This window comes from Hydrogenophaga intermedia (assembly GCF_023715105.1).
Classification (GTDB): Bacteria; Pseudomonadota; Gammaproteobacteria; order Burkholderiales; family Burkholderiaceae_C; genus Hydrogenophaga; species Hydrogenophaga intermedia_A.
In genome coordinates this window covers 124,141-148,522 of sequence record NZ_JAMBNO010000002.1, presented here as the reverse complement: position 1 = coordinate 148,522, position 24,382 = coordinate 124,141, and the positions used below count along the sequence as shown (strand labels likewise).

Sequence of the window (24,382 nt, the reverse complement as noted above, 5' to 3'; positions counted from 1 at the left end):
CACACGGCACCCGACGTTTCCGTCACCTGTTCTGAGTTGGAAGGTAAAAACATGGCCACGCTGGATCGCTTTCAGGGTCTTTTCTCCAAGAAGGGCAAGGACGCCGATGAGCCTGACCTCTCCAAGGCGACCGATCAGGAGATCGCCGAGCTGGCAGCGGCGCGGCTCGCACCCGACGACAGCGCCGGTGATCTGGGCGACAACCTGCTGATCACGGACGACGAGTCCGATTCCGGTCGCGACGCGCTGGTCTCCCTGCCGGTGCTCGGTCGCCGGCCAGCGGAACAGCACCAGCGTTCGCTGGCCGTGCTGCTGGCGTTTGCGCTGCTGGTGCTCGGTGCGGTCACCTTCTTCACCCTGAGCCAGACCGAGAAGATCAGTCGTCAGGTGGCGGCCAGCGGTCAGGCGCTCATGCAGTCGCAGCGTCTGGCCAAGAGCGTGTCGCAGGCCATGGTGGGCGCCCCTTCCGCGTTCCCGGAAGTGCGCGACAGCGCCACCGTGCTGGCCACCAGCCTGCGTGGCTTGAAGCAGGGTGACAACAACCTCGGTATCGAACCCGTGGGTGGTGACTTCAGCGGCGCTCTGGACGAACTGCTGCCCCGTGTGGATACCGCAGAGCGCAACGCCGGCACCGTGCTGAACCAGCAGGCCACGCTGACGCAGGTGGGCACCGCGCTGCGCACCATCAACCGCCAGTCTTCCGACCTGCTGGAAATTGCCGAGACGATCGCATCGCTCAAGCTGCAGCAGAACGCGCCCGCCGCCGAGATCTCCGCTGCCGGCCAGCTCGTGATGCTCACGCAGCGCATCGGCAAATCGGCCAACGAATTCCTCACGCTCGAAGGCGTGAGTCCGGAGGCCGTGTTCCTGCTCGGCAAGGACCTGATCACGTTCAAGGAATTGACCGAAGGCCTGCTCAAGGGCAGCGAAGAGCTGCGCCTGGCACCGGCGCGCGACGAGCAGGTGCGTGAGCGCCTGACGGCGCTGCTGCAGAGCTACGAAGCCACCCGCACCGAGGCCGGCGCCATCCTGGGCAATCTGCAAGGCCTGGTGTCTGCCCGTGAGGCACAGGCGGGCATCGTGGCGGACAGCGAACCGCTGCGTATCGGTCTCGAAAAACTGCAGCAGGACTTGTCCGGCCGCTCGGGCATCGGCGGTGGTGAGCTGCTGGCCCTGGCCTTCTCCGCCGGCTTCGCCTTGCTGTGTGCTGTCGGCCTGGCCTACGTGCAACTGCAGGACAGCCGTGCGCGCCAGATGGTGGCCGAATCCCAGCGACTCGCCGCCGAGGCGCAAGAGCAGGAAGCCAAGCGCGTGAACGACGCCAACCAGGCGGCCATTCTGCGATTGATGAACGAACTGCAGACAGTGGCCGAAGGTGACCTGACGCAGGAAGCCACCGTGACCGAGGACATCACCGGCGCCATCGCCGACTCGGTGAACTACACGGTGGAAGAACTTCGTTCGCTGGTGGGCAACGTGCAGGCCACGGCCACCCGCGTGGCGCAGACGACGTCGGCGGTGGAGAACACCTCGACCGAACTGCTGGCGGCCTCCACCGAGCAGCTGCGCGAGATCCGCGAAACCGGCCAGTCTGTGCTCGACATGGCGCAGCGCATCAACCAGGTGTCCAACCAGGCGCAGGAATCGGCCGACGTGGCGCGCGCTTCGCTGACTGCCGCCGAGTCCGGCCTGAAGGCCGTGCAGGACGCCATCGGCGGCATGAACGCCATCCGCGACCAGATCCAGGAAACCTCCAAGCGGATCAAGCGCCTGGGCGAATCCTCGCAGGAGATTGGTGAAATCACCGAACTGATCTCGGACATTACCGAACAGACCAACGTGCTGGCCTTGAACGCCGCCATCCAGGCCGCGTCGGCCGGTGAAGCCGGCCGCGGCTTCTCGGTGGTTGCTGAAGAAGTGCAGCGACTGGCCGAACGCTCCGCCGACGCCACGCGCCAGATTGCCGCGCTGGTGAAGACCATTCAGACCGACACGCAGGACGCGGTGGCCGCCATGGAGCGCTCCACGCAGGGTGTGGTCGAAGGGGCCAAGCTGTCCGACAACGCGGGTACCGCGCTGTCTGAAATCGATCGCGTGTCGCGCCGACTGGCCGACCTGATTGAACAGATCTCGAACGCCGCTTCCCGCGAGGCCGAGTCGGCCAACGAGGTGGCCGGCAACATCCAGCACATCTTCGCGGTGACCGAGCAGACCGGTGAGGGCACGCGCTCCACGGCACAGCAGGTGCGCGAGCTCTCGGCCATGGCCGAAGAACTGCGTCAGTCGGTGGCGCGATTCAAGATCGCCTGATCCCACAACCCGTTCCGCTGACCCACTGCGATCACCATGGCCGAAGCGACCGAATCCGCCCTTCAAGACCTTCCCGTTGCCGATCTCGGTCCCCTGGCCTGGGTCTTCGAAGAGTTGCGCAAGTCGCTGGACGGCGCGAACAAGGCGATCCGGCGCTTTGTGCGCGAGAACGAGGCGGCCCGCCACAGCGATCTGGAGGCTGTCGACCCGGCCGCGTTGCGCATCGCGCGCCAGCAACTGCACCAGGCCGTTGGTGCGCTCGAGGTGGTGGGCCTTGGTGCGCCCGCGCAGGTGCTGCGCGGCATGGAATCGGCGGTGCAGCGCTTCGTGCAAAAGCCCGAGACCTGCACCGAGGACGCTGCCGGTCGTGTCGAGCGTGCCAGCTTTGCCCTGATCGAATACCTCGAGGCGGTGCTCAACCACAAGCCGGTGCAACCGGTGGCCCTGTTCCATCAGTATCGCGAGGTGCTTGAACTCGCCAACGCCGAGCGCATCCACCCGGCCGACCTGTGGGAAACCGATCACCGGGCTGTCGACCTCGCCGCGCCCGATGGCGTCAAGGCGCTGGAGGCAGCGCCCGCGGTGCGTTCCCTCTTCGATCGCCTGATCCTGCTGGTCGTCAAGACCCAGAGCACCGCAGCCAGCCAGCAACTGGGCAAGCTGTGCGCCGGCCTGTCTGCCGGTGCAACGCAGCCGCGTCAGCGCACCTTCTGGCGTGTGGCGGCGGCCTTCTTCGAAGGCGTGGCCACGCATGGCCTGGCTTTCGACGTCTATGCCAAACGCGCCACGTCGCGTTTGCTCATGCAGTTTGGTCAGCTGGCATCGGGCAGCGCCCAGGTGTCCGAGACGCTGCTGAATGACTTGTTGTTCTTCTGCGCCCAGACCCGGCCGAAAGCCGGCCAGCCCGCTGGGCACCTGGGCGTCGTGCGCGAGGCCTATGGCTTCGATCGCTACCAGCCGGTCGACTACCACCAGGCCACGCTCGGCCGCTACGACCCCGCCTTGCTCGCCACCGCGCGCAAGCGCATGAACGCGGCCAAGGAGGCGTGGTCGCTGTTCTCGGGCGGCGATTCGTCGCGCGCGCGCCAGGTCACCGACCAGTTCGGTCTCATCGGCGAGTCGCTGCTGCGCCTGCACCCCGCCAGTGCACCGCTCGCTGCGGCCCTGGTCAAGGCCACCGACCGTGCCGTCAACGAGGCCGGTGGCGTGCGCCCCGAGCTGGCGATGGAAGTCGCCACCACCACCCTCTACCTTGAAGCGGCCTTCGACGATTTCGATCCCGCCGACCCGCAGCTGGCGGTGCGAACGCAGGATCTGGCCACGCGCCTCAATGGCGTCATCGATGGCCAGCCGCCGCGCCCGCTGGACGACTGGATGGAGCAGCTCTACCGCCGGGTGAGCGATCGCCAGACCATGGGCAGCGTGGTTGGCGAGTTGAAGGTCTCGCTCGGCGAGGTTGAGAAGTCGCTCGACCAATTCTTCCGCAGCCCGCAGGAAAAAGCGGGTCTGCACGTGGCCGCGTCGCAGTTGGCGCAGATGCGCGGTGTGTTCTCGGTGCTCGGCCTGGACCATGCGGTGCAGGCGGTCTCGCGCATGCGCACGAGCGTCGAGCAGATTCTCGACACCGAGATCGATGAGGCGCGTGCCCGCGAGGCGGGTACCTTCCAGCAGCTGGGGGATAACCTCAGTGCCCTGAGCTTTCTGGTGGACATGCTCAGCTACCAGCCTGGGCTGGCCAAGAAGCTGTTCGTGTACGACGACGTCAAGGGCGGCCTGGTGCCGCTCATGGGCCGCTCCAGCGTCGGCAAGGACCGTTCCCTGCCAGCCAAGACAGATGCCGAGGCGCTCCAGGAGGGCGTGCGGGGGGTGGTGGACAGCGTCTTCGGCGGTATCGATGACCTCAGCGGCCTGAGCCAGCAACTCGACTCGCTGGCCGACCGCGCGGCCCTGGCCGAGCAGCCGGCCATGGCCAAGGCTGCGCGCGAGGCCGCCGAGGCCGTGGTGCGCGACGACGCCCAGGTGGCCGCCCAGGCTCTGGTGGGCCTCACCGAAGCCGCGACCGCGTCGCAAGCCGAAGCGGTTGCCGAGCCCGCGCCCGCCGCGCCCGCTGACGACGGTGGTGGCGAGGACGAACTGCTCGACATCTTTCTCGAAGAGGCCCGCGAGGTGGTGGGCAATGGCCGCGAGGCCATCGCGCGCCTGCGCAGCGAACCGGCCGACCTCGAACAACTCACCACCCTGCGCCGCGCCTTTCACACGCTCAAGGGCAGCTCCCGCATGGTTGGCCTCAACGAGTTCGGCGAAGCCGGCTGGGCCATGGAGCAAGTGCTCAACGCGGTGCTGGCCGAGCAGCGGCCCGCCAACGACGCCCTGCTGTCGCTCTCGGGCGATGCGCTCGATCATTTCGAACAGTGGGTGCAGGCGATCGAGTCGCAACAGGCCGATGCCTGGCGCTCGCAGCCGTTTCGCGCCAGCGCGGAAGCCTTGCGAGAGCAAGGCACCTGGCTGCCGATCCGCACCACGCCGAGCGCCTTCGCCCCCTTGGTGGCCGATGCGCCCGAGGCCGTGCCCGTTGCGCCGGCGAGCGTGCCGGCGGCCGAGGACGCACCCGAGCCGCCGCCCGCTGCCGAGCACGCCCCCTTGCTGGCCGACATCGACCTCGACCTGCTGGCCGCGGTGGCCGCGCCGGCCGAACCCGTCGACTCGAGTGGCCCGACCGCTGCGGGTGCTCCGACCGACGACGCGCCTGCAACCGCCACCGATGAGCGCGAGGGCCCGCCTTCGCGCGTGATGCCTGAATTCGACGCCATCGAGGATTTCCCGCGCGAGGCCGTCGAGTCCGGTTTTGCCGATGTCGAAGAGATCGAGTTGTCGACCGCGGCGCCGGTCGAAGCACCGATGGCAGAGGCGCCCGTGGATGCCCTGCCCGAAGCGCCGGCACCAGACGATCAGGTTCGTGAGATCGGCCCGCTGCGGATCGGCCACAAGCTCTACAACGTCTTCCTCAACGAAGCCGACGAGTGGTCCCGTCGCCTGAGCACGGCACTGTCCGAATGGGCGCTCGAAACGCACGCGCCGGTGCCCGAACAAGCCGAGGGCCTGGCCCATTCGCTGGCGGGCGCGTCGGGCACCGTGGGTTTCGAATCGCTGTCCGACATCGCACGCGCGCTGGAGCACGCGCTGGAAGCGGTGGCGGCGCGTCAGGCAGAAGGCCAATCGGCCGCGCCCGCGCTGGGCCCGCTGTTCGTGGCGGCGGCCGAGGACATCCGCCGCCTGCTGCACCAGTTTGCGGCGGGCTTCCTGAAGGAGGCCAACCCCACCGTGCTGGCCGATCTCGTGCGTGCGCTGCACGATCCGGACTCCTTTGTCGAGCCGGCGGTCCCCGCTGCCATTGACGCACCTGCGGCCAACAGCGCCGACGGCGTGTTCCTGCAGTTGACCGATGAGGTCGAGTTGCTGCCCGGTGACGATGAACCGGAGGTGCTGCCGCAGGCCGATGCCATCGAGGTGATCGAGACGGCGGCCCCGCTTGAAGAGCCGGTCGAAGCACCGATCGAAGCACCGATCGAAGCGTCGATCGAGGTACCGATGGAGCTGCCAGACGAGGCACCGACGGCCGCGCAGACGGGCTGGGGGGTTCTGCCACCGGAGCCCGTGGCGCCCTTGCCGGTCCAGCCGCAGTTGCATCAGGACATCGACGACGACATCGACGCGGTCGACACCATCGATGTCGATCTGTTCCCGATCTTTGCGGAAGAGGCGCAGGAACTGCTGCCGCAACTTGGCGCTGCGTTGCGCCAGTGGGTGCAGCGCCCCGACAACACCAGTGCGCGTGCCGAGGTGCTGCGAAACCTGCACACCCTCAAGGGCAGCGCCCGCCTTGCTGGCGCCTTGCGGTTGGGCGAAATGGCGCACCGCATGGAGACGGCGGCCGAGCGCCTGGGTTCCGATGTGCAGCGCAGCAGCGATGTGCAGGTGCTTCAGGAGGACTTCGACGCGATCGCTGCGCGCTTCGAGCAGCTGCGCCACCCGGACGCCGATACCGGCAGCGTGGTGCAGTCACTGCCCGAGTCTGTGGCCGCCGACGCGGCACCGGCCACTGCCCCGGTCGAGGCTGCGGAGACCCCGTCGGCAGTGCCCTCGGCATTGCCCCTGGGCGCCCAGTTCACCGCGCCGGTCGCGCCCGCCCAGCTGGGTGCGCGCGCCGCTGCCGCCGTTCGCGTGCGTCCCGAGCTGCTGGATCGTCTCGTCAACCAGACGGGTGAGGTCATCATTTCTCGCGCGCGGATGGAAGCCGAGATCGTCACCCTGCGCACCTCGCTCAAGGAACTCACCGGCAACCTGGATCGCTTGCGCCATCAGCTGCGCGACATCGAACTGCAGGCCGAGAGCCAGATGCAGTCCCGCCTGGCCCAGGCCCGGGATCACGAACAGTCTTTTGACCCGCTGGAGTTCGACCGCTTCACACGCGTGCAGGAACTCACCCGCATGATGGCCGAGTCGGTCAACGACGTGGCCACCGTGCAGCGCAACCTGCAGCGCGCGGTGGAAGCCACCGAAGACAACCTGGTGGCCCAGGGCCGCCAGACCCGTGAGCTGCAACGCGACCTGCTGCGCACGCGCATGGTGGAGTTCGAGGGCATCTCCGAGCGCCTGTACCGCGTGGTGCGCCAGGCGTCCAAGGAATCGGGCAAACAGGTTCGCCTGGACATCACGGGCGGCAACATCGAGATGGACCGGGGCGTGCTCGACCGCATGACCGGTGCCTTCGAGCACCTGCTGCGCAACCACGTGGCCCACGGTATCGAAGCCCCCGAGCAACGCGAGCAGCACGGCAAGCCGGCCGAGGGCCGCATCGACATCACGCTGCACCAGGAACTCAACGACGTGTCGTTGGTGTTTGCCGACGACGGCGCCGGCATCGACCTTGACCGCTTGCGCGAGAAGGCGCGTGAGGCGGGCCTGGTGGCGCCTGACGCTCCGATCGACGATGCGCAAGCTGCCCAGCTCATCTTCGAGGCCGGGATCTCCACCGCCAAGGAAGTCTCCGAACTGGCGGGTCGCGGCATCGGCATGGACGTGGTGCGCAATGACGTGCTGGCGCTGGGCGGCCGCATCGAAACGTCCACACAGCGCGGCCAGGGCACGCAATTCAAGCTTGTGCTGCCGCTGACGACGGCGGTGACCCAGGTGGTGATGCTGCGCGTGGGCGAACTGGCCTTTGGTGTCCCCTCCAACGTGGTGGAGATCGTTCGCCGCCTCTCGTCGGCTGAACTGCAGGCTGCTTACGCGACGGGCCACCTGCGCCACGGCGACGAGGGCGTGCCGTTCTACTGGGGCGGGGCGCTGTTGCAGTCGTCGGCCCAGTCGCAGGAAACGCACCGCACGCTGCCGGTGGTGATCTTCCGAAGCGCGGCTCGCCGTGTGGCCATGCACGTCGATGAGGTGCTGGGCAACCAGGAAGTCGTGGTCAAGAACCTGGGTTCGCAGCTGTCGCGCCTGCCCGGTCTGGCGGGCATGTCGGTGCTGGCGTCCGGCGCTGTGGCCCTGATTTACAACCCCGTGGCCTTGTCCACGGTGTACGGCGCGCAGGTGGCCGACTGGGTGCGCCAACAGCAGGAGCAGCCGCAGCCGTCGTCAACGCCGGCGGGCGGCGATGCGGTGCCCGAGGTGCCCATGGCCCACGTGCCGCTGGTGCTGGTGGTGGACGATTCCATCACGGTGCGCCGTGTGACGCAGCGCCTGCTGCAGCGCGAGGGCTACCGTGTCTCGCTGGCGGCCGACGGTCTGCAGGCGCTGGAGAGGCTGCAAGCGGAGCGCCCTGCCGTGGTGCTGTCCGACATCGAGATGCCGCGCATGGACGGTTTCGACCTCGTGCGCAACATCCGCGGCGACGCGCGCATGTCCGACCTGCCGGTGATCATGATCACCTCGCGCATCGCCGAGAAGCACCGGGAGCACGCGCGCGAACTCGGGGTCGATCATTACCTGGGCAAGCCTTACTCGGAAGACGAGTTGCTGGCGCTGGTGGCGCGCTACGCCCGCACGACCGCCGACGCCTGATCGGGCAGCCGCCAACGCGGCGCCCACACCGCACAAGCCCGGCTCAGGCCGGGCTTTGCTTTTTGACGACGGCGTAGCGCTGCAGGGTCTTCTCGCGCGCCACCGCGTGGTCGACGATCGGGCGCGCGTAGTCCCGATCCAGTTCGACGCCCGCGGCGGCAAGCTCCACGGCCGGGGCCAGCCAGGGTGCGTGCAGGGCCGCATCGGGCAGGCCCGCCAGTTGCGGCAGGTAGCGGCGGATGAAGCGGCCCTGGGGGTCGAACTTCTGGCTCTGGCTCACCGGGTTGAAGATGCGGAAGTAGGGCTGCGCGTCGCAGCCGCTCGAACTCGCCCACTGCCAGCCGCCGTTGTTGGCCGCGAGATCGAAGTCGATCAGGTGCTCGGCGAAATAGCGCTCGCCCCACTGCCAGTGGATGCCGAGGTCCTTCACGAGGAAGCTCGCCACCACCATGCGCAGGCGGTTGTGCATGTAGCCGCTCTGGTTGATCTGTGCCATCGCGGCATCCACCAGCGGGTAGCCGGTGCGGCCCTCGCACCACGCCTGGAACTGGGTTTGCGCGTGCTTGCCGTGTTCAAAGCGGATGGCGTCGTACTCGGGCTTGAAGCTGCGCTGCGCCACGTGCGGAAAGTTCGCCAGGATCTGGTGGTAGAAGTCGCGCCAGATCAGCTCCGACAGCCAGGTCGAAGCGCCCGCGTTGCCCTGCAGGTGCAGTGAATGCGCCGCGCTGGCCAGCGCACGGATCGACACCGTGCCGAAGCGCAGGTGCACACTCAGGTAGCTCGGCCCCTTCACCGCGGGGAAGTCCCGGGCCTCCTGGTAGCGGTCGATGCGCTGCAGGAAATCGTCGAACAGGCGGTGCGCGCCGCTGGCACCGGTGGGCACGGGCAGGCTGGCCAGGTTGGTGGGCACGAAGCCGATGTCGGCCAGCGTCAACACGGGCCGGTCGAGTTCGGCCGGCACAGGCGCCAGCGCACCGGCGTGGTGTTCGATCGGGTAGGCCTTGAGGTGGTAAGGCGTGAGTGCCTTGAGCCACGCGTTCTTGTACGGCGTGAACACACCGAAGGCGTGGCCCGCCTGGGTGAGCACCTCGCGCCGCTCGAACACCACGTGGTCCTTGAAGCTGCGCATCAGCACGCCCTGGTGCGCCAGGTCGCCGAACACGCGGGCGTCGCGCGCCAGCGCATCGGGCTCGTCGTCGTGGTTGGTGAACACGGCCTGTACGCCCAGGCGTGCGGCCAGCGCGGGGATGGCGTGGCGCGCGTGGTCGTGCAGCACGATCAGCCCGGTGCCGACTTGCCCGTGGCGGGCGCCGAGTTCGCGCAGCGCGCTGTCCAGCTCCACCAGCGATTCGCGGATGAACTCCACCCGCCGGTCGGCACGCGGCAGCGCATCGAGGATGTCGCGGTCGAACACGAACACGCACCAGACCTTGCGGCAGCTGCGCAGCGCGTGGTGAAGGGCCGCGTTGTCGCTGGCGCGCAGGTCGCGGCGGAACCACATCAGCCCGTTGTCGAAATGGCTCATGGTGAGGTCAGGGGGAATGCGCGGCCGGGGCCGGCCGCGGGTGCATGGGCGCGCCTAAAATCCGCCCATGGCCGCCGATTCTGCTCCGATCAACCTGACCCATCATTTCCTGATCGCGATGCCGGGGCTCAGCGACGAGCTATTCGGCCGCAGCGTGGTCTTCATGTGCGAGCACAGCGAGCGTGGCGCGCTCGGCCTGGTGATCAACAAGCCCAGCGACATCCTGCTGCCGCGCCTGTTCGAGAAGGTCGACCTGCAACTGCACCGCGAGGACCTGATGGAGCAGCCGGTGTTCCAGGGCGGCCCGGTGCAGACCGAGCGCGGTTTCGTGCTGCACGAGGCGGTGGGCGGCGGTGCTGATGAATCGGTGTACGCCTCCACGCTGTCCATCCCCGGCGGGCTGGAGATGACCACCTCCAAGGACGTGCTGGAGGCGCTCGCCTCGGGCGCCGGCCCGCGCCGCGTGTTCGTCTCGCTGGGCTATTCGTCCTGGGGCCAGGGGCAGCTCGAGTCGGAGATCGCCGAGAACAGCTGGCTCACGGTGCCGGCCGACGTCGACCTCATCTTCGATGTGCCGGTGGCCGATCGCTACACGCGCGCGCTGGCACTGCTCGGCCTGCAACAACCGTGGATGCTCTCGCCCGATGCCGGCCACGCCTGACATTGCGACCACCCTGGCGCAGACCTTCCTCGCCTTCGACGTCGGGCTCAAGCGCACCGGTGTGGCCAGTGGAAACCGGCTCACGCGCAGCGCCACGCCGCAGGCCACCATCGTGGCCGAAGGCGATGCGCGGCTGGAGCACGCGGCCGCGCGCATCCGCGAGTGGCAGCCCGACGCGCTGGTGGTGGGCGTGCCCTTCCACCCCGACGGCGCAGCACACGCCAACACCGCCATGGCGCGCAAGTTCGCGCGCCGCCTGCGCGGGCGCCACCCCCTGCCGGTGTTCGAGGTGGACGAGCGCTACAGCACCACCGAAGCGCTCTCGCGCGGCGCGAAAGACGCCGACGCCGAGGCCGCCTGCATCATCCTGGAACAGTTCCTGAGGAGCCTGCCTTGACCCACCCGCCTGCCGCGCCCGACGCCGAGGCCCTTTACGCCGAGCTGCTGCGCCTGGTGCGCGCGCGCGTGAGCGCCGAGCCCGACTTGCAGCTCGTGGGCATCGCCAGTGGCGGCGCCTGGATTGCCGAGCGCCTGCACGCCGACCTGGGCCGTGCGGGCACGGTGGCTGTGGTGTCCTCGTCCATGCACCGCGACGATTTCGCCCAGCGTGGCCTGGCCAGCAGCGTGCAGACCCACATTCCCTTCGACGTCAACGGCGCCAGCGTGCTGCTGGTGGATGACGTGCTCTACACCGGGCGCACCGTGCGCGCGGTGATCAACGAGCTGTTTGACCACGGCCGCCCGGCGCGCGTGGGCCTGGCCGTGCTGGCCGACCGCGGCGGACGCGAGCTGCCGGTGAGCGCCGACCTGTGCGCCGCGCGGGTGGACGTGCCCGCGGGCCAATCGCTCGAACTCGCGCGCGACGACGCGGGCCGACTGCGCTTTGTGCTGGAGGCCATCCAACCATGACCCCTTCCCGCAACCCCCAGCTCAACCGCAACGGCGAGCTCATCCACCTGCTCTCCACCGAGGGCCTGTCGCGCGACATCCTCACGCACATCCTCGACACCGCGGCCGGCTTCACCAGCGTGAGCAACCGTGAGGTGAAGAAGGTGCCGCTGCTGCGGGGCAAGAGTGTGTTCAACCTGTTCTTCGAGAACAGCACCCGCACGCGCACCACCTTCGAGATCGCGGCCACGCGACTGAGCGCCGACGTCATCAACCTCGACATCGCGCGCAGTTCCACCGCCAAGGGCGAATCGCTGCTGGACACGATTGCCAACCTCAGCGCCATGGCGGCCGACATCTTCGTCGTGCGCCACAGCGAGTCGGGCGCGCCCTACCTGATCGCGCAGCACGTGGCACCGCACGTGCACGTGATCAACGCCGGCGACGGGCGCCACGCGCACCCCACGCAGGGCCTGCTCGACATGTACACCATCCGCCACTACAAGAAGGACTTCACCCAGCTGTCCGTGGCCATCGTGGGCGACGTGCTGCACTCGCGCGTGGCGCGCTCCGATATTCACGCCCTCACCACGCTGGGTTGCCCAGACGTGCGCGTGGTCGGCCCGCGCACGCTGGTGCCGGGCGATCTTTCCCAGATGGGTGTGCGCGTGTGCCACACGCTCGAAGAAGGCATCAAGGGCTGCGACGTGGTGATCACGCTGCGGCTGCAGAACGAACGCATGAGCGGCGCGCTGCTGCCGTCGAGCCAGGAATACTTCAAGAGCTTCGGCCTCACGACCGAGCGGCTGAAGTGGGCCAAACCCGACGCCATCGTGATGCACCCGGGCCCGATCAATCGCGGCGTGGAGATCGACTCCGCCGTGGTCGACGGCCCGCAGAGCGTGATCCTGCCGCAGGTCACCTTCGGCATCGCGGTGCGCATGGCCGTGATGAGCATCGTCGCTGGCAACGAGGCCTGAACCCATGAAGATCCTGATCAAGAACGGCCGCGTCATCGACCCCGCCAGCGGCCGTGACGAGATGGCCGACGTGGCCATCGCCGCCGGCCGCATCATCGCCATCGGCAAGGTGGCGGCCGACTTCCACCCCGCGCGCACCATCGACGCCACCGGCTGCATCGTCGCGCCCGGTCTGGTGGACCTGGGCGTGCGCCTGAAGGAGCCCGGCCAGGAGCACGCCGGCACGCTCGAGAGCGAGACCGCGGCCGCGGTGGCCGGCGGCGTCACCGCGCTGGTGTGCCCACCCGACACCGAACCCGTGCTCGACGAACCGGGCCTGGTGGACATGCTCAAGTTTCGCGCCGAGAAGCTGCACCGCTCGCGCGTGTTTCCGCTGGGCGCGCTCACGCGCGGCCTGCAGGGCGAGGTGCTCACCGAAATGGCCGAGCTCACCGAGGCCGGTTGCGTGGGCTTCGGCCAGGCCGAGGTGCCGATCCAGAACACCCAGGTGCTGCTGCGCGCGCTGCAGTACGCGGCCACCTTCGGCTACACCGTGTGGCTGCGCCCGCAGGATCTGTGGCTCGGCAAGGGTGTGGCCGCCAGCGGTCCGCTCGCCACTCGCCTGGGCCTCTCGGGCGTGCCCACCGCGGCCGAGACGATTGCGCTGCACACGCTGTTTGAACTCATGCGCGGCATCAAGGGCGGCGTGCGTGTGCACCTGTGCCGGCTCAGCAGCGCGGCAGGCGTGGCGCTGGTGCGCGAGGCCAAGGCCGAGGGCCTGCCTGTGAGCTGCGACGTGAGCGTGCACAACCTGCACCTCACCGACGTCGACATCGGTTTCTACGACAGCCGTTTCCGCCTGCAACCACCGCTGCGCCAGCAGCGCGACCGCGATGCGCTGCGCGCCGCGCTGGCCGACGGCACCATCGACGCGCTGGTGTCCGACCACAACCCGGTCGACAGCGACGCCAAGACGCTGCCTTTTGCCGAGGCCGAACCCGGCGCCACCGCGGTCGAGCTGTTGCTGGGCCTGGCTTGCAGCTGGGCGCAGCAGGAAGGCCTGGGCCTGGTGCAGGCGCTGGCGCCGCTCACGCAGGGGCCGCAACGTGTGCTGGGCGCCAGCCTGGGCACCTTGCAGGCCAGCGTGGGCCAGTTGGCCGTGGGCGGTGCGGCCGACGTGCTCGTGTTCCACCCCGATGCGCCGTGGGTGGTGAAGCCCGCCGCACTGCGCAGCCAGGGCAAGCACACGCCTTTCGAGGGCCACGAGATGCCCGTGTCTGTGCGCGCCACGCTGGTGGCGGGGCAGATCGCGCACCTGGTCGAATGAAGCGCTGGCGGGCGATCGGGCGCCTCCTGCGCGCGGTGGCGCACGTGGTGCACGGGCTGTGGACGATCCGCACACAGTTCGGCCGCCTCACGCACGCGCAGAGCCAGTTGCTGGTGCGCGAGTGGTCGCGGCACATGCTGGCCATCATGGGCATCGAACTCGTGGTGCATGGCGAGGTGCCATCACACGGCCCGCTGCTGCAGGTGGCCAACCACCTTTCCTGGCTCGACATCCTGGTGATGAACGCGGTGCACCCGAGCCGCTTCGTCTCCAAGGCCGACGCGCAGCATTGGCCGCTGCTGGGCTCGCTCATCACCGGTGCGGGCACCCTCTACATCGAACGCGAGAGCCGGCGCGACGCCATGCGCGTGGTGCATCGCGTGGCCGAGCGGCTGCGCGAGGGCGATGTGGTCAGCGTCTTCCCCGAGGGCACCACCACCGACGGCCGCGCGCTGCTGCCCTTCCACGCCAACCTGCTGCAGTCGGCCATTGCCGCCAGCGCACCCGCGCTGCCAATGGCGCTGCGCTACCTCGACCGCGAGAGCGGCCAGCCGCATCCAGGCCCGGTCTACATCGGTGACGACACGCTGGTGGCGTCCGTCTGGCGCACGCTGTGCTCGGACACGGTGCAGGCGGTGGTGCGCTTCGGCGCCCCGCAGCGGGCCGGTGCGCGCGACCGCCGCGCCTGGGCCAACGATCTGCGCACCGAGGTTCAGGCCTTGCTGGACGCCCCGTTCGACAACCCGTCGCCGCGCTGAGCGCGCAGCCGGCGGTACAGCAGCCCGCGCGAGACGCCGAGTTGGCGCGCGGCGCGCGCGATGTTGCCGCCGCAAGCGGCCAGGGTGTCGCTGATCACGCGGTCGCGGTGGTGGTCCAGCGTGGCGGCATCGCCATCGGCGGCACTGTCACGTTGAGCGGCATTCCCGGTGTGCGCGGCGGGTGCGACCGTCACCGCTGGCGCCGGATCGCTGGCGGGCCGGCCCGCCGTCACCGCACGGTTGAAGTCCACACCATCGGCCCTTCCCACGTGGGCGCGCATCCACACCGTCAGGCCGTTGGGCAGGCGCAGCGCGCGCGGCGTTTGTTCGCGGTGCAGCGACAGCAGGGCGTCCAGCGGCAGGCCGAACACATCGATCGCGGGTGGCTGCAGCGCGGCGTCGGCGCCGGTGAGGCGTTGTGCGACGGGGTTGAGCCACGCCAGGCGCCCGGCCGTGTCCACGCCGGCCAGGGCCTCCAGCGGGGTGTCCAGCACCTTGGGCGTGGCCTGGAACTGCAGCACCAGGTGCGCGGGCGACTGCAGGCGCAGCAGCCGGTTCTCGATCGTGCTGGCGTACAGGCCCACGAGCGCCGCGGCATCGAAGCCGAAGGGCGAGCCCTCGATCGACAGATCGAGCACGCCGGCCAGGCGCCCGTGTACATCGCGAATCGGTGCCGCCGCGCAGTGAAGGCGCTGCAGCATGGCGTGGAAGTGCTCACCGCCGTGCACGGTGCAGGCCTGCGCCACCCGCGCCACCACGCCCGGCGCGGTGGTGCCGATTTCGCTCTCGGCCAGGTTCACGCCCACGCGGCTGGCGACCTGCAACAGGGGTTGGGCCGCCGAACCAAGTGGCGCGCTGGCGTGGATCACCACCCCCTGGGCGTCGGTGAGCAGCACGCGGCAGTTCGTGCCGCTGAGGGCGGTGGCAAGCTGTTCGAGTTCTTCGTTGCCGGCCTGCAGCAGCTGGCGGTTGCGCGTGAGGCAGGCGTGCATGCGGCTGCGCGTCACCGGGTCGAAGCTCACGGGCCGCTGCGCATCGCGCCTTGCTGCGGTGCAGCGCATCCACGACTGGATCACGGCCTCGTTCACGAGGCCGCTGGGGCGCTCGCCTTCCTCGAAGAACCGCTGTCGTGCGAGCGCCGTGCGCTGCTCGGTGGTCTGGAAGAACAGGGGTTGCGTGGAGAGCGCCATCGTGCTGTCCAGTATGGGGGCGGCACGTCGCTGCGGGTTTCGGGAAATCCCTGCGGGGCGCGACGGTCGTGTTCCACCGTGGAACAAAAGCACTGCGGGAAACCCCGGGGGTGCCGGCGGCGCGCCGGCTGCCGAACATGCCAGGCACGGCATCCGGGCCCGGGCGGGTGCGCGCGCTCAAGAACCGACCCACAACGCCGCCCCCGGGCCGGCCCACAGGAGACACCATGACCGCACCATCGCGCCCGCCGGGCGCCCGCACCGGCGCCGACCCCCGCATCGGCTTCGGCCTCGCCCTGCTGCTGGCTGCTGCCGTGGCGCTGCCCGTGCCCGCGCAAGCCCAGGCCAAGGGTTCGGCCGCGCACATCGCCGCCACCACCCAAAAGGTCAACGAGGCCTTCATCCGCAGCAACGCGCGCGCCACGCCGGACTGGCCCACCCACGGACTGGACTACGCCGAGACGCGCCACTCGAAGCTCGAGCAGATCAACGCGTCCAACGTGAAGGACCTGGGCCTGGTGTGGTCCTACAACCTGGAGTCCACGCGCGGCGTGGAGGCCACGCCGCTGGTGGTCGACGGGATCATGTACGTCACCGCCTCGTGGAGCGTGGTGCATGCGGTCGATGTGCGCACCGGCAAGCGCATCTGGTCGTATGACCCGCAGGTGCCGCGCGAAGCCGGCTACAAGGGCTGCTGCGACGTGGTCAACCGTGGCGTGGCGCTGCACGAGGGCCGGGTGTACGTGGCCTCGTATGACGGGCGTTTGATCGCACTTGACGCCGCCACCGGCGCCAAGGTGTGGGAGAAGGACACCATCATCGACCGCAAGTTCAGCTACACCATCACCGGCGCGCCGCGTGTGGTGAAGGGCAAGGTCATCATCGGCAACGGCGGTGCCGAGTACGGCGTGCGCGGCTACGTGACGGCCTACGACGCGAAAACCGGCGATCAGAAGTGGCGCTGGTTCACCGTGCCGGGCGATCCGTCCAAGCCGTTCGAGGACGCGTCGATGGAGCGCGCGGCCAAGACCTGGGACCCGGCCGGCAAGTGGTGGGAGGCCGGTGGCGGCGGCACCGCGTGGGACGCGATGGCCTTCGACCCCGAGCTCAACCTGCTCTACATCGGCACCGGCAACGGTTCGCCCTGGGCGCACAAGAAGCGCAGCCCCGCCGGCGGCGACAACCTCTACCTCGCGTCCATCGTCGCGCTCAACCCGGACACCGGTCAGTACGTGTGGCACTACCAGGAAACGCCCGGCGACAACTGGGACTTCACCTCCTCGCAGCCGATGATCCTGGCCGACCTCACGCTGGAGGGCAAGAAGCGCAAGGTGGTGATGCACGCGCCCAAGAACGGCTTCTTCTTCATCATCGACCGCACCAACGGCCAGTTCATCTCGGCCAAGAACTTCGTCGATGTGAACTGGGCCACCGGCTACGACAAGAACGGCCGCCCGATCGAGACCGACATCGCGCGGGTGGCCGACCGGCCACGCGAGATCATCCCCAGCGCCTACGGCGCGCGCAACTGGCACTCCATGTCTTACAACCCGAAGACGGGCCTGGTCTACATGCCGGTGCAGGGTGTGCCGATCTCGCTGGTGGACAACAAGGACTGGAAGTTCAACGCCGTGCGTCCGGGTGAACCGCACAGCGGCATGGGCTGGAATCTGGCCATGTTCGCCAACGTGGAGCCACCCACCAGCAAGCCCTTCGGCCGCCTGCTGGCCTGGGACCCGATCAAGCAGCAGGCCGCGTGGGCGGTGGAACATGTTTCGCCCTGGAACGGCGGCACGCTGACCACCGCTGGCAACCTGGTGTTCCAGGGCACGGCAGACGGTCGCTTCGTGGCCTACAACGCCGCCAACGGCCAGAAGCTGTGGGAGACACCCACCGGCACCGGCGTGGTGGCCGCGCCCACCACCTACATGGTCGACGGCAAGCAGTACGTGTCCATCGCGGTGGGCTGGGGCGGCGTCTACGGCCTGGCGCAGCGCGCCACCGATCGCCAGGGCCCCGGCACGGTGTACACCTTTGCCATCGGGGGCAAGGCACCCGCACCGGCCTTCGTGGCCTACAACATGAGCAAGCTCGTGGAGGGCGTGAAGTACGACCCGCAGCACGTGCCTGAAGGCACCGCGCTGTACGTGAGCAACTGCGTGTTCTGCCACGGCGTGCCCGGCGTGGACCGCGGCGGCAACATCCCCAACCTCGGCTACATGGACGCGAGCTACATCGAGAACCTCGACAAGTTTGTCTTCAAGGGCCCGGCCACGGCGCGCGGCATGCCCGATTTCTCCGGCAAGCTGAGCCAGGACGACGTGCAGAAAATCAAGGCGTTCATCCAGGGAACGGCCGATGCGATCAGACCGAAGAAGTGAGCGGCGCGCTCGCTGACAACCAAAAAGGCCCGCGTCGCGGGCCTTTTTGCTGTCGTCGCCGATCGGGCTTCAGGCCTTCGCCTTCGCGCGGCTGAGCATCAGCTCGGTATTGGCCTTGCGGTCGGCGTTGAGCTTTTGCACCGTCGGGCGCTCGCCCATGCGCTTGAGGTAGTCGCGCACCGGCAGGTCGGCCATGAAGTCGCGGCCGTAGATGATCTTCGTGGCACTGCTCACCAGCGGCAGGTGCACGATAGCCGCGCAGTCGGCGATCGTGAACGCGTCGCCCGCGATGAAGGGCGAGAACGAGGCGAGCTTTGCAAACGCGGCAATGTTCTTCTCGAGTTGCGGGGCGATCTTTTCCTTGGCGCTGTCGCTCACCTTGCCGCCGAAGAAGGCCTCGGGGTAGAGGTTGCGCGCCACCAGTTCGAGGTGCAGCTCCAGGTAGCGCACGAGCTCGCGCACATTGGCGGCGGCAAACGGGTCGGCGGGCAGCAGCGCCGGGTGCGGAAAGGCGTCCTCCAGGTATTCGAGGATCACGGTGGATTCGGACAAGCCGCCCTGATCGGTTTTGAGGTAGGGCACCTTGCCCAGCGGGCTGCAGGTCGGATCGGTCTGGCCGAGCCAGGCCAGTTCCTCTTCGAACGTCACGCCTTTTTCGAGCAGGGCGAGCTTGACCTTGTTGTAGTAGTTGCTGGCGGCAAAACCGCAAAGCTTGAGCATGGGGTGTCTCCAGGGAGGTTGTTCGGGGATGCGCCGGCGCATGCTAGCCAAGACCGGGCCGTGGCGGCGTCGCGCAGTGGACCCCCGGTAAAATTGGCCTCATGCCCACCCAGCGCTGGCTCAGGAGATGCACCGCGTGGATCGCCCTGCTGGCGGTCTGCTTCGGTGCGCTGGCGCCCACACTGTCGCAGGCAGCGCTCAAGGCCAACGGCGATGGCGGGCACTGGGTGCAGGTCTGCAGCGCGAGCGGCGTCACCTGGGTGCGCGTCGACGCGGGCAATGCCGGTGACACCGCGGGCGAGCACCCGGCCGACGCCGCGCTCACCTGCCCGTGGGGCGTGATCAACGGTGGCGCCGCCGGCCTGCCGCCGGTGCATGCACTGCACCTGCCCGTGGCGTCGCCGCAGCCCTTGCCGCTGGGGCAGGCGCAGCGGGATGCCCAGGCGCCCGTCAGTGCCCACGCACCCGCGCGTGCGCCGCCCATCCGCGTCTGAACCGTTTGCGTCCGGCGCCGCCCCGTGGGCCCGCGCCGCGTTTTCCCTTCAGATCCGGATTCCCATGAACAAAGTCTTCATCGCCTGTTCGTTCGCGCTTGCCGCCAACGCCTGGGCCCAATCCCCCGTCCTGGTGCAAGACGCGTGGGCGCGCGCCACCGTCCCCAGCCAGTCCGCCACCGGTGCCTTCATGAAACTCACCGCGCCCGCGGCGACGCGCCTGGTCGAGGTGCGCTCGCCGGTCGCCGGCATCGTGGAAGTGCACGAGATGAGGCTCGAGGGCGACGTGATGCGCATGCGCGCCGCGCCCGTGCTGCCGTTGCCCGCGGGCCAGACCGTGGAACTCAAGCCCGGCGGCTACCACGTGATGCTGATGGACCTGAACGGCCCCGTGAAAGCCGGCGATGCCGTGCCGCTCACGCTGGTGTTCGAAGGTGCCGACGGCAAGCGCTTCACGCAGGACGTGAAGGCCACGGCGCGTGCGCTGGCCGCGCCGGCGCCCGCCGCGGCGGGTGGCCATGGCAGCGGCCACGGCAGCGGCCACAAGCACTGAGCGGCAGCGCCGAGGTACCGCCATGTCCTACTCACCCGACGCGTCGGGTGTGGGTGCGCCCGCGCGCGCCCGCTCCGGCCTGTACGCCATCGCCTGGCGCTGGCACGCCTGCGCGGGGCTGTTCGTCCTGCCGTTTCTGCTGACCCTGGCGCTCTCCGGCGCCGTGATGGTCTTCTTCACCGGCTTCCAGACCCGCCTGGGGCCCAACCCCGTGGTGGAGCCGCTGCCGGCCACGCACCGCGTGAGCGAGCAGGCGCTGGCCGCGCTGGCCCACGTGCCCGATGGCCGCCTGCGCACCTACATCGCACCGCGCGCGAGTGACCGCGCCGCCTGGTTCGAGGTGCAGCAGGGCGAGACCACCTACGCGCTGGCCATCGACCCCTACCGCGGCGAGGTGCTGCGCCTGGTGGACAAGGGCAACACGCCTTTCGCCTGGGCCGAGCGCATTCACAGCACGCTGCTGATCGGCGACCTGGGCGACCGCCTGATGGAGATCGCGGCCTGGGCCACGCTGCTGATGCTGGTCACCGGTGCGCTGCTGTGGTGGCCGCGCGGCGCGCTCGGCTGGGCCTCGCGCTTTCGCACGCAGCCGCACGCCAAAGGGCGCCTGTGGTGGCGCTCGCTGCACGCCAGCCTGGGCGTGTGGACGGGGCTGCTGCTGATGGCCTTTCTGGCCACCGGCCTTGCCTGGACCGGCCTCACCGGGGCGAAGTGGCTGCAGCTGTGGAACAGCTTTCCGGCCGGGAAGTGGTACGAGGTGCCCGCCTCGGCGCAGCCGCACAGCGCCCTCAACACCGCGGGTCTGCAGGAGGTGCCGTGGGGCCTGGCGCAGGTGCCGATGCCGTCGTCCACACCGGCCACCCATGGCATGCCGATGGACCTGGACCGCGCTGCCGAGATGGCGCGCGCCATGGGATTCACGGACCAACACCAGATCGCGCTGCCGCAGGGTGTGACCGGCGTGTTCACGATCTCCCGCGACAGCATGAGCGGAGACAGCCAGCGGGCCACGGGGGATCGCACGGTGCACGTGGACCGCTACAGCGGCGCGGTGCTCGCCGACATTCGCTACGCACATTACAACGGGCTGGCAAAAACCATGGCCGTGGCCACCGCGTTGCACCAGGGTGACCTGGGCTGGTGGAACGCGCTCATCAACCTGCTGGTGTGCGCGGCCGTGGTGCTGCTGTGCGTGGCGGGTATGGCGATGTGGTGGCTGCGCCGTCCCCGGCGCTGACGAGGCTCAGGCCTCGCGCCGCAGCGCGGCGGGCGCGGGCGGCGACGAGGCCGCACCGCCGCGCTCGAAGGTGACGACGTGATCCACCTCGGCCCGGATGCCGATCCACTCGCCCACCGCGTGGTTGTGGTGCGAGGGCACGTGCGTCATCAGCGTCTCGCCGCTGGCCAGGCGCAGCGTGTAGAGGAACTCCGAGCCGCGGAAGGCCTTGCGCACGATCTGCGCTTTCACCGGTGCGTCGTCGTCGTGCACGATGTCGTCGGCGCGCAGCAGCACGTCGCACAGACCGGCCGCATAGGCGGTGGGCAGGGGGCATTCCTCCACGTCCTGCAGCGGGCCCAGCGGGGTCTGCACGGCCACTTCGCCCCCGTGCTGCAGGATCTGCGCCGGCGCGAACACGCCGTGGCCGATGAACTCGGCCACGAAGCGCGTGGCCGGGCGGTGATACAGGGCGTAGGCCTCGTCCCACTGGTGCAGGTGGCCGTTGTGCATCACGCCAATGCGGTCGCCGATGGCGAAGGCTTCCAGCTGGTCGTGCGTGACGAACAGCGCCGTGGCGTTGGCGGCCTTGAGGATGGCGCGCACCTCGTGCGCGAGGCGCTCGCGCAGGTCGACATCGAGGTTGGAGAAGGGTTCGTCCAGCAGCAGCAACCGCGGGTTGGGCGCCAGCGCTCGCGCCAGCGCCACGCGTTGCTGCTGGCCGCCCGAGAGCTCGTGCGGGTGGCGCTGCTGCATGCCGTCCAGACCCACCAGGCGCAACACCTCGGTGACGCGCGCGGCGCGTTCGGCGCGCGGCAGGCGGTGGATGCCGAAGGCCACGTTGGCCGCGACGTCCAGGTGGGGGAAGAGGGCGTAGTCCTGGAACACCATGCCGATCCGGCGCTGCTCCGGTGGCAGGTGGTGGTCGGGCCCGCTCACCGTCTCGCCGCCCAGCACGATCTGCCCGCCCTGCGCGCGCTCCAACCCGGCCACCGCCCTCAGCAGCGTGGTCTTGCCGCAGCCCGAGGGGCCGATCAGCACGCCGATCTCGCCCGCTGCCAGGCCGAAGCTCACGCCATCGACGGCAGTGCTTTGTGCGCCGGCATAGCGCACCTGGAGTTGCGAGACCTGCAAGAACATGCGGCCATTGTAGATAACTACAATTCTCATTTGTGTTGATGCGGGTCAAGGCCCCGCGCCCAGAACAAAACCCATGCCGCGCTGGCCCGCCCAGGTCCTGTTGTTGTTGCTGGCCGCCGTGCTCGTGCTGCCGGTGTTCGCGCTCGCCGGTGCCTGGTTCGGGTTCGACGCGGCCGCGCGCGACGTGCTCGTGCAGATGGCGCAAACGGTGCTGCCCGAGTACACGCTCACCTCGTTGGCGCTGTGCGTGAGCGTGGCGATCGGCGTGGCCCTGGTGGGCGTGCTGGGCGCCAGCGCCGTCACCTTGTTCGACTTTCCCGGCCGGCGCCACTTTGAATGGGCGCTTCTGCTGCCGCTGGCCATGCCGGCCTACGTGGTGGCCTACGCCTACACCGACTTCCTGCAGTTCAGCGGCCCGTTGCAGGTGTGGTTGCGCGAGACCTTTGGCCTGCGAGGCCGCCTCCTGCCCGAGGTACGCAGCACGCCGGGGGCGGTCTGGGTGTTCACGTTCACGCTCTATCCCTACGTCTACCTGCTGGCCCGCACCGCGCTCACCGAACGCGCGGCGCAATTGATGGAGGCCGCGCGCCTGCTCGGGGCGCCGCTGTCGCGACGCATCCGTGAGGTCGCCTTGCCGCTGGCGCGCCCGGCGGTGGCCGCGGGCGTGGCCCTCGCACTCATGGAAACGCTGGCCGACTTCGGCGTGGCCAGCTACTTCGGCATCCAGACCTTCACCGCCGGCATCTACAAGGCCTGGCTCGCGATGGACAACCGCATCGCGGCCGCGCAGCTGGCTACCTTGCTGCTGCTGACCGTGGGGGCCCTGTTGTGGGTGGAGCACCGGGCGCAACGGCGCATGCGCTTTGTGTCGCCGCGGGGCCAGCGTGCCGGCAGCGCCGAAGCCCAGCCGGCGCGCCTGCGCGGCGCACGCGCGGCGCTTGCGGTGGCGGTGTGCGCGCTGCCCATCCTGTTTGGCTTCGTCTTGCCGCTGCTGTTCATGCTGCGCCCGCTGATCGGTGGCTGGGATGTGCTGCCCTGGGACATGTTCGTGCAATGGTCGGTCAACAGCGTCTGGCTGGCTGGCCTGTCGGCCGTGCTGGCCACGCTGATCGCGCTGGCCTTGGGATTTGCGGTGCGCGCGCGGCCCACACCGCTCACCCGTGGTGTGTCGCAACTCGCGAGCCTGGGTTACGCGATACCGGGCGCGGTGATCGTGGTCGGCCTGCTGCTCCCGGTGGGGTGGGTGCAAGCGGGCTGGCCCGCGTCGGGCGTGGGCTATTGGGTCACGGCCACGGCACTGGGCATCGTGTGGGCTTACCTGGTGCGCTTCACCGCGGTGGCGCTGCAGTCGGTGCAGGCGGGCTATGCGCGGCTGCCCGCGAGCCTGGACGATTCGGCCCGCATGCTGGGCACCACGGGCATGGCACTGGCCATGCGGGTGCATTGGCCGCTGTTGCGCCGCGCCACGCTGGCCGCAGCACTGCTGGTGTTCGTGGACGTGATGAAGGAGCTGCCCGCCACGCTGGTACTGCGTCCCTTCAACAGCGACACGCTGGCCGTGGTGACCTACAACCTGGCGCGCGACGAGCGACTGGGCGAGGCCGCGTTGCCCGCGTTGGCACTGGTGCTGGTGGGCCTGGTGCCGGTGATCCTGCTCAGCCGCGCGCTGCGGCAGCGATGAGACAGCCCGTGTAAGGGCTTGTTGCCGCCCTTGTGCGGCCGTGCCGGCGCTGCTTCAATGCCTTGCATGAACCCCACCACACCCTTGCCTTCCCTGGCGGGCCGGCGCCAGCTGCTCACCCTGGCCACCACGGGCGCGGCCATGCTGGTTGCGGGCTGCCAGCTGCTGCCCGCGCGCCACGGCGCTGCCGGCGATCCGGTCTACCGGCGCACGGCGGCCAACCACCTGTACCGCAAGTACCCCGAGCGCATCCACAAGGGAATGCTGCCGCCCATGCTGTACGCCATCGGCGTGCTGGAGGTGATGGTCGACACCAGCGGCCGTGTGGCATCGCTGCGCTGGCTGCGCGCGCCCAGCCACGCGCCCGAAGTGGTGTCGCAGATCGAGCGCCTGGTGCGCCAGGCCGCGCCGTTCCCTGCACCGGCCACCCGCACCGGCTACATCGACACCTGGCTGTGGGACCGCAGCGGGCGCTTCCAGCTCGACACGCTCACCGAGGGGCAGTTGTCCGGCTGA

Annotated in this window: 18 protein-coding genes; 14 read left to right on the top strand and 4 right to left on the bottom strand. The window is 69.3% G+C overall.

Annotated elements, in window-relative coordinates:
- The first annotated feature begins 51 nt into the window (after nucleotides 1–51).
- Complete coding sequence (locus M3149_RS02410; protein WP_251707739.1) at nucleotides 52–2,310, top strand: methyl-accepting chemotaxis protein; 2,259 nt, start codon at nucleotides 52–54, stop codon at nucleotides 2,308–2,310.
- 36 nt (nucleotides 2,311–2,346) lie between these two features.
- Entirely contained in the window at nucleotides 2,347–8,373 is a 6,027-nt protein-coding gene (locus M3149_RS02405; RefSeq protein ID WP_251707738.1) for an Hpt domain-containing protein, read from the top strand.
- A 43-nt stretch (nucleotides 8,374–8,416) separates the two neighbouring features.
- Here the strand turns inward: M3149_RS02405 and M3149_RS02400 are convergent, their stop codons facing one another.
- The gene (locus tag M3149_RS02400) at nucleotides 8,417–9,898 is read right to left on the bottom strand and encodes a cryptochrome/photolyase family protein (protein WP_251707737.1); all 1,482 of its coding nucleotides are present in this window, start codon (nucleotides 9,896–9,898) and stop codon (nucleotides 8,417–8,419) included.
- Nucleotides 9,899–9,965: 67 nt separating this feature from the next.
- On the opposite strand from M3149_RS02400, the gene M3149_RS02395 reads away from it, so the two are divergent.
- The 6 genes from M3149_RS02395 to M3149_RS02370 are packed head-to-tail and all read left to right on the top strand — an operon-like array spanning nucleotide 9,966 to nucleotide 14,491.
- On the top strand, nucleotides 9,966–10,559 hold the full coding sequence (locus M3149_RS02395) for a YqgE/AlgH family protein (RefSeq protein ID WP_251707736.1): 594 nt from the start codon (nucleotides 9,966–9,968) through the stop codon (nucleotides 10,557–10,559).
- Nucleotides 10,543–10,956: a Holliday junction resolvase RuvX gene (gene ruvX / locus M3149_RS02390; protein ID WP_251707735.1), complete on the top strand. Its 414-nt coding sequence runs from the start codon at nucleotides 10,543–10,545 to the stop codon at nucleotides 10,954–10,956. Before M3149_RS02395 ends, ruvX begins: the two co-directional genes overlap by 17 nt.
- Complete coding sequence (pyrR, locus tag M3149_RS02385; RefSeq protein ID WP_251707734.1) at nucleotides 10,953–11,468, top strand: bifunctional pyr operon transcriptional regulator/uracil phosphoribosyltransferase PyrR; 516 nt, start codon at nucleotides 10,953–10,955, stop codon at nucleotides 11,466–11,468. The genes ruvX and pyrR overlap by 4 nt, the downstream gene beginning before the upstream one ends.
- Nucleotides 11,465–12,427 (top strand): aspartate carbamoyltransferase catalytic subunit, encoded by a 963-nt coding sequence (locus tag M3149_RS02380; protein ID WP_251707733.1) that lies wholly within the window; start codon nucleotides 11,465–11,467, stop codon nucleotides 12,425–12,427. Before pyrR ends, M3149_RS02380 begins: the two co-directional genes overlap by 4 nt.
- A gap of 4 nt (nucleotides 12,428–12,431) precedes the next feature.
- Nucleotides 12,432–13,733, top strand: coding sequence for a dihydroorotase (locus M3149_RS02375; RefSeq protein ID WP_251707732.1), 1,302 nt, complete (start codon nucleotides 12,432–12,434; stop codon nucleotides 13,731–13,733).
- Nucleotides 13,730–14,491: a lysophospholipid acyltransferase family protein gene (locus tag M3149_RS02370; RefSeq protein ID WP_251707731.1), complete on the top strand. Its 762-nt coding sequence runs from the start codon at nucleotides 13,730–13,732 to the stop codon at nucleotides 14,489–14,491. Before M3149_RS02375 ends, M3149_RS02370 begins: the two co-directional genes overlap by 4 nt.
- On the opposite strand, the gene M3149_RS02365 is transcribed toward M3149_RS02370, so the two are convergent.
- Nucleotides 14,446–15,681 carry a helix-turn-helix domain-containing protein gene (locus M3149_RS02365; protein ID WP_251707730.1) on the bottom strand — a complete coding sequence of 412 codons (1,236 nt, stop codon included), beginning with the start codon at nucleotides 15,679–15,681 and terminating at the stop codon, nucleotides 14,446–14,448. The genes M3149_RS02370 and M3149_RS02365 overlap by 46 nt on opposite strands.
- 227 nt (nucleotides 15,682–15,908) lie before the next feature.
- On the opposite strand from M3149_RS02365, the gene M3149_RS02360 reads away from it, so the two are divergent.
- A complete protein-coding gene (locus M3149_RS02360; RefSeq protein ID WP_251707729.1) occupies nucleotides 15,909–18,062 on the top strand; it encodes a PQQ-dependent dehydrogenase, methanol/ethanol family in 2,154 nt (717 codons plus the stop codon).
- Nucleotides 18,063–18,131: 69 nt separating this feature from the next.
- Here the strand turns inward: M3149_RS02360 and M3149_RS02355 are convergent, their stop codons facing one another.
- Nucleotides 18,132–18,782, bottom strand: coding sequence for a glutathione S-transferase (locus tag M3149_RS02355; RefSeq protein ID WP_251707728.1), 651 nt, complete (start codon nucleotides 18,780–18,782; stop codon nucleotides 18,132–18,134).
- Nucleotides 18,783–18,883: 101 nt separating this feature from the next.
- Here M3149_RS02355 and M3149_RS02350 point away from each other — a divergent pair, with 101 nt between their 5' ends.
- The 3 genes from M3149_RS02350 to M3149_RS02340 all read left to right on the top strand — a co-directional run bounded on the left by M3149_RS02350 (nucleotide 18,884) and on the right by M3149_RS02340 (nucleotide 21,066).
- Entirely contained in the window at nucleotides 18,884–19,276 is a 393-nt protein-coding gene (locus M3149_RS02350; RefSeq protein WP_251707727.1) for a DUF2946 domain-containing protein, read from the top strand.
- A 64-nt stretch (nucleotides 19,277–19,340) separates the two neighbouring features.
- Complete coding sequence (locus M3149_RS02345; protein WP_251707726.1) at nucleotides 19,341–19,829, top strand: copper chaperone PCu(A)C; 489 nt, start codon at nucleotides 19,341–19,343, stop codon at nucleotides 19,827–19,829.
- A 22-nt stretch (nucleotides 19,830–19,851) separates the two neighbouring features.
- On the top strand, nucleotides 19,852–21,066 hold the full coding sequence (locus tag M3149_RS02340; RefSeq protein ID WP_251707725.1) for a PepSY-associated TM helix domain-containing protein: 1,215 nt from the start codon (nucleotides 19,852–19,854) through the stop codon (nucleotides 21,064–21,066).
- Between the two features lie 6 nt (nucleotides 21,067–21,072).
- Here the strand turns inward: M3149_RS02340 and M3149_RS02335 are convergent, their stop codons facing one another.
- Nucleotides 21,073–22,185, bottom strand: a complete 1,113-nt coding sequence (locus tag M3149_RS02335) for an ABC transporter ATP-binding protein (protein ID WP_251707724.1) — start codon at nucleotides 22,183–22,185, stop codon at nucleotides 21,073–21,075.
- A 73-nt stretch (nucleotides 22,186–22,258) separates the two neighbouring features.
- Here M3149_RS02335 and M3149_RS02330 point away from each other — a divergent pair, with 73 nt between their 5' ends.
- Together M3149_RS02330 and M3149_RS02325 are read left to right on the top strand one after the other, a co-directional pair.
- The gene (locus M3149_RS02330) at nucleotides 22,259–23,866 is read left to right on the top strand and encodes an ABC transporter permease (RefSeq protein ID WP_251707723.1); all 1,608 of its coding nucleotides are present in this window, start codon (nucleotides 22,259–22,261) and stop codon (nucleotides 23,864–23,866) included.
- Nucleotides 23,867–23,923: 57 nt separating this feature from the next.
- Nucleotides 23,924–24,382, top strand: coding sequence for a hypothetical protein (locus tag M3149_RS02325; RefSeq protein WP_435370720.1), 459 nt, complete (start codon nucleotides 23,924–23,926; stop codon nucleotides 24,380–24,382).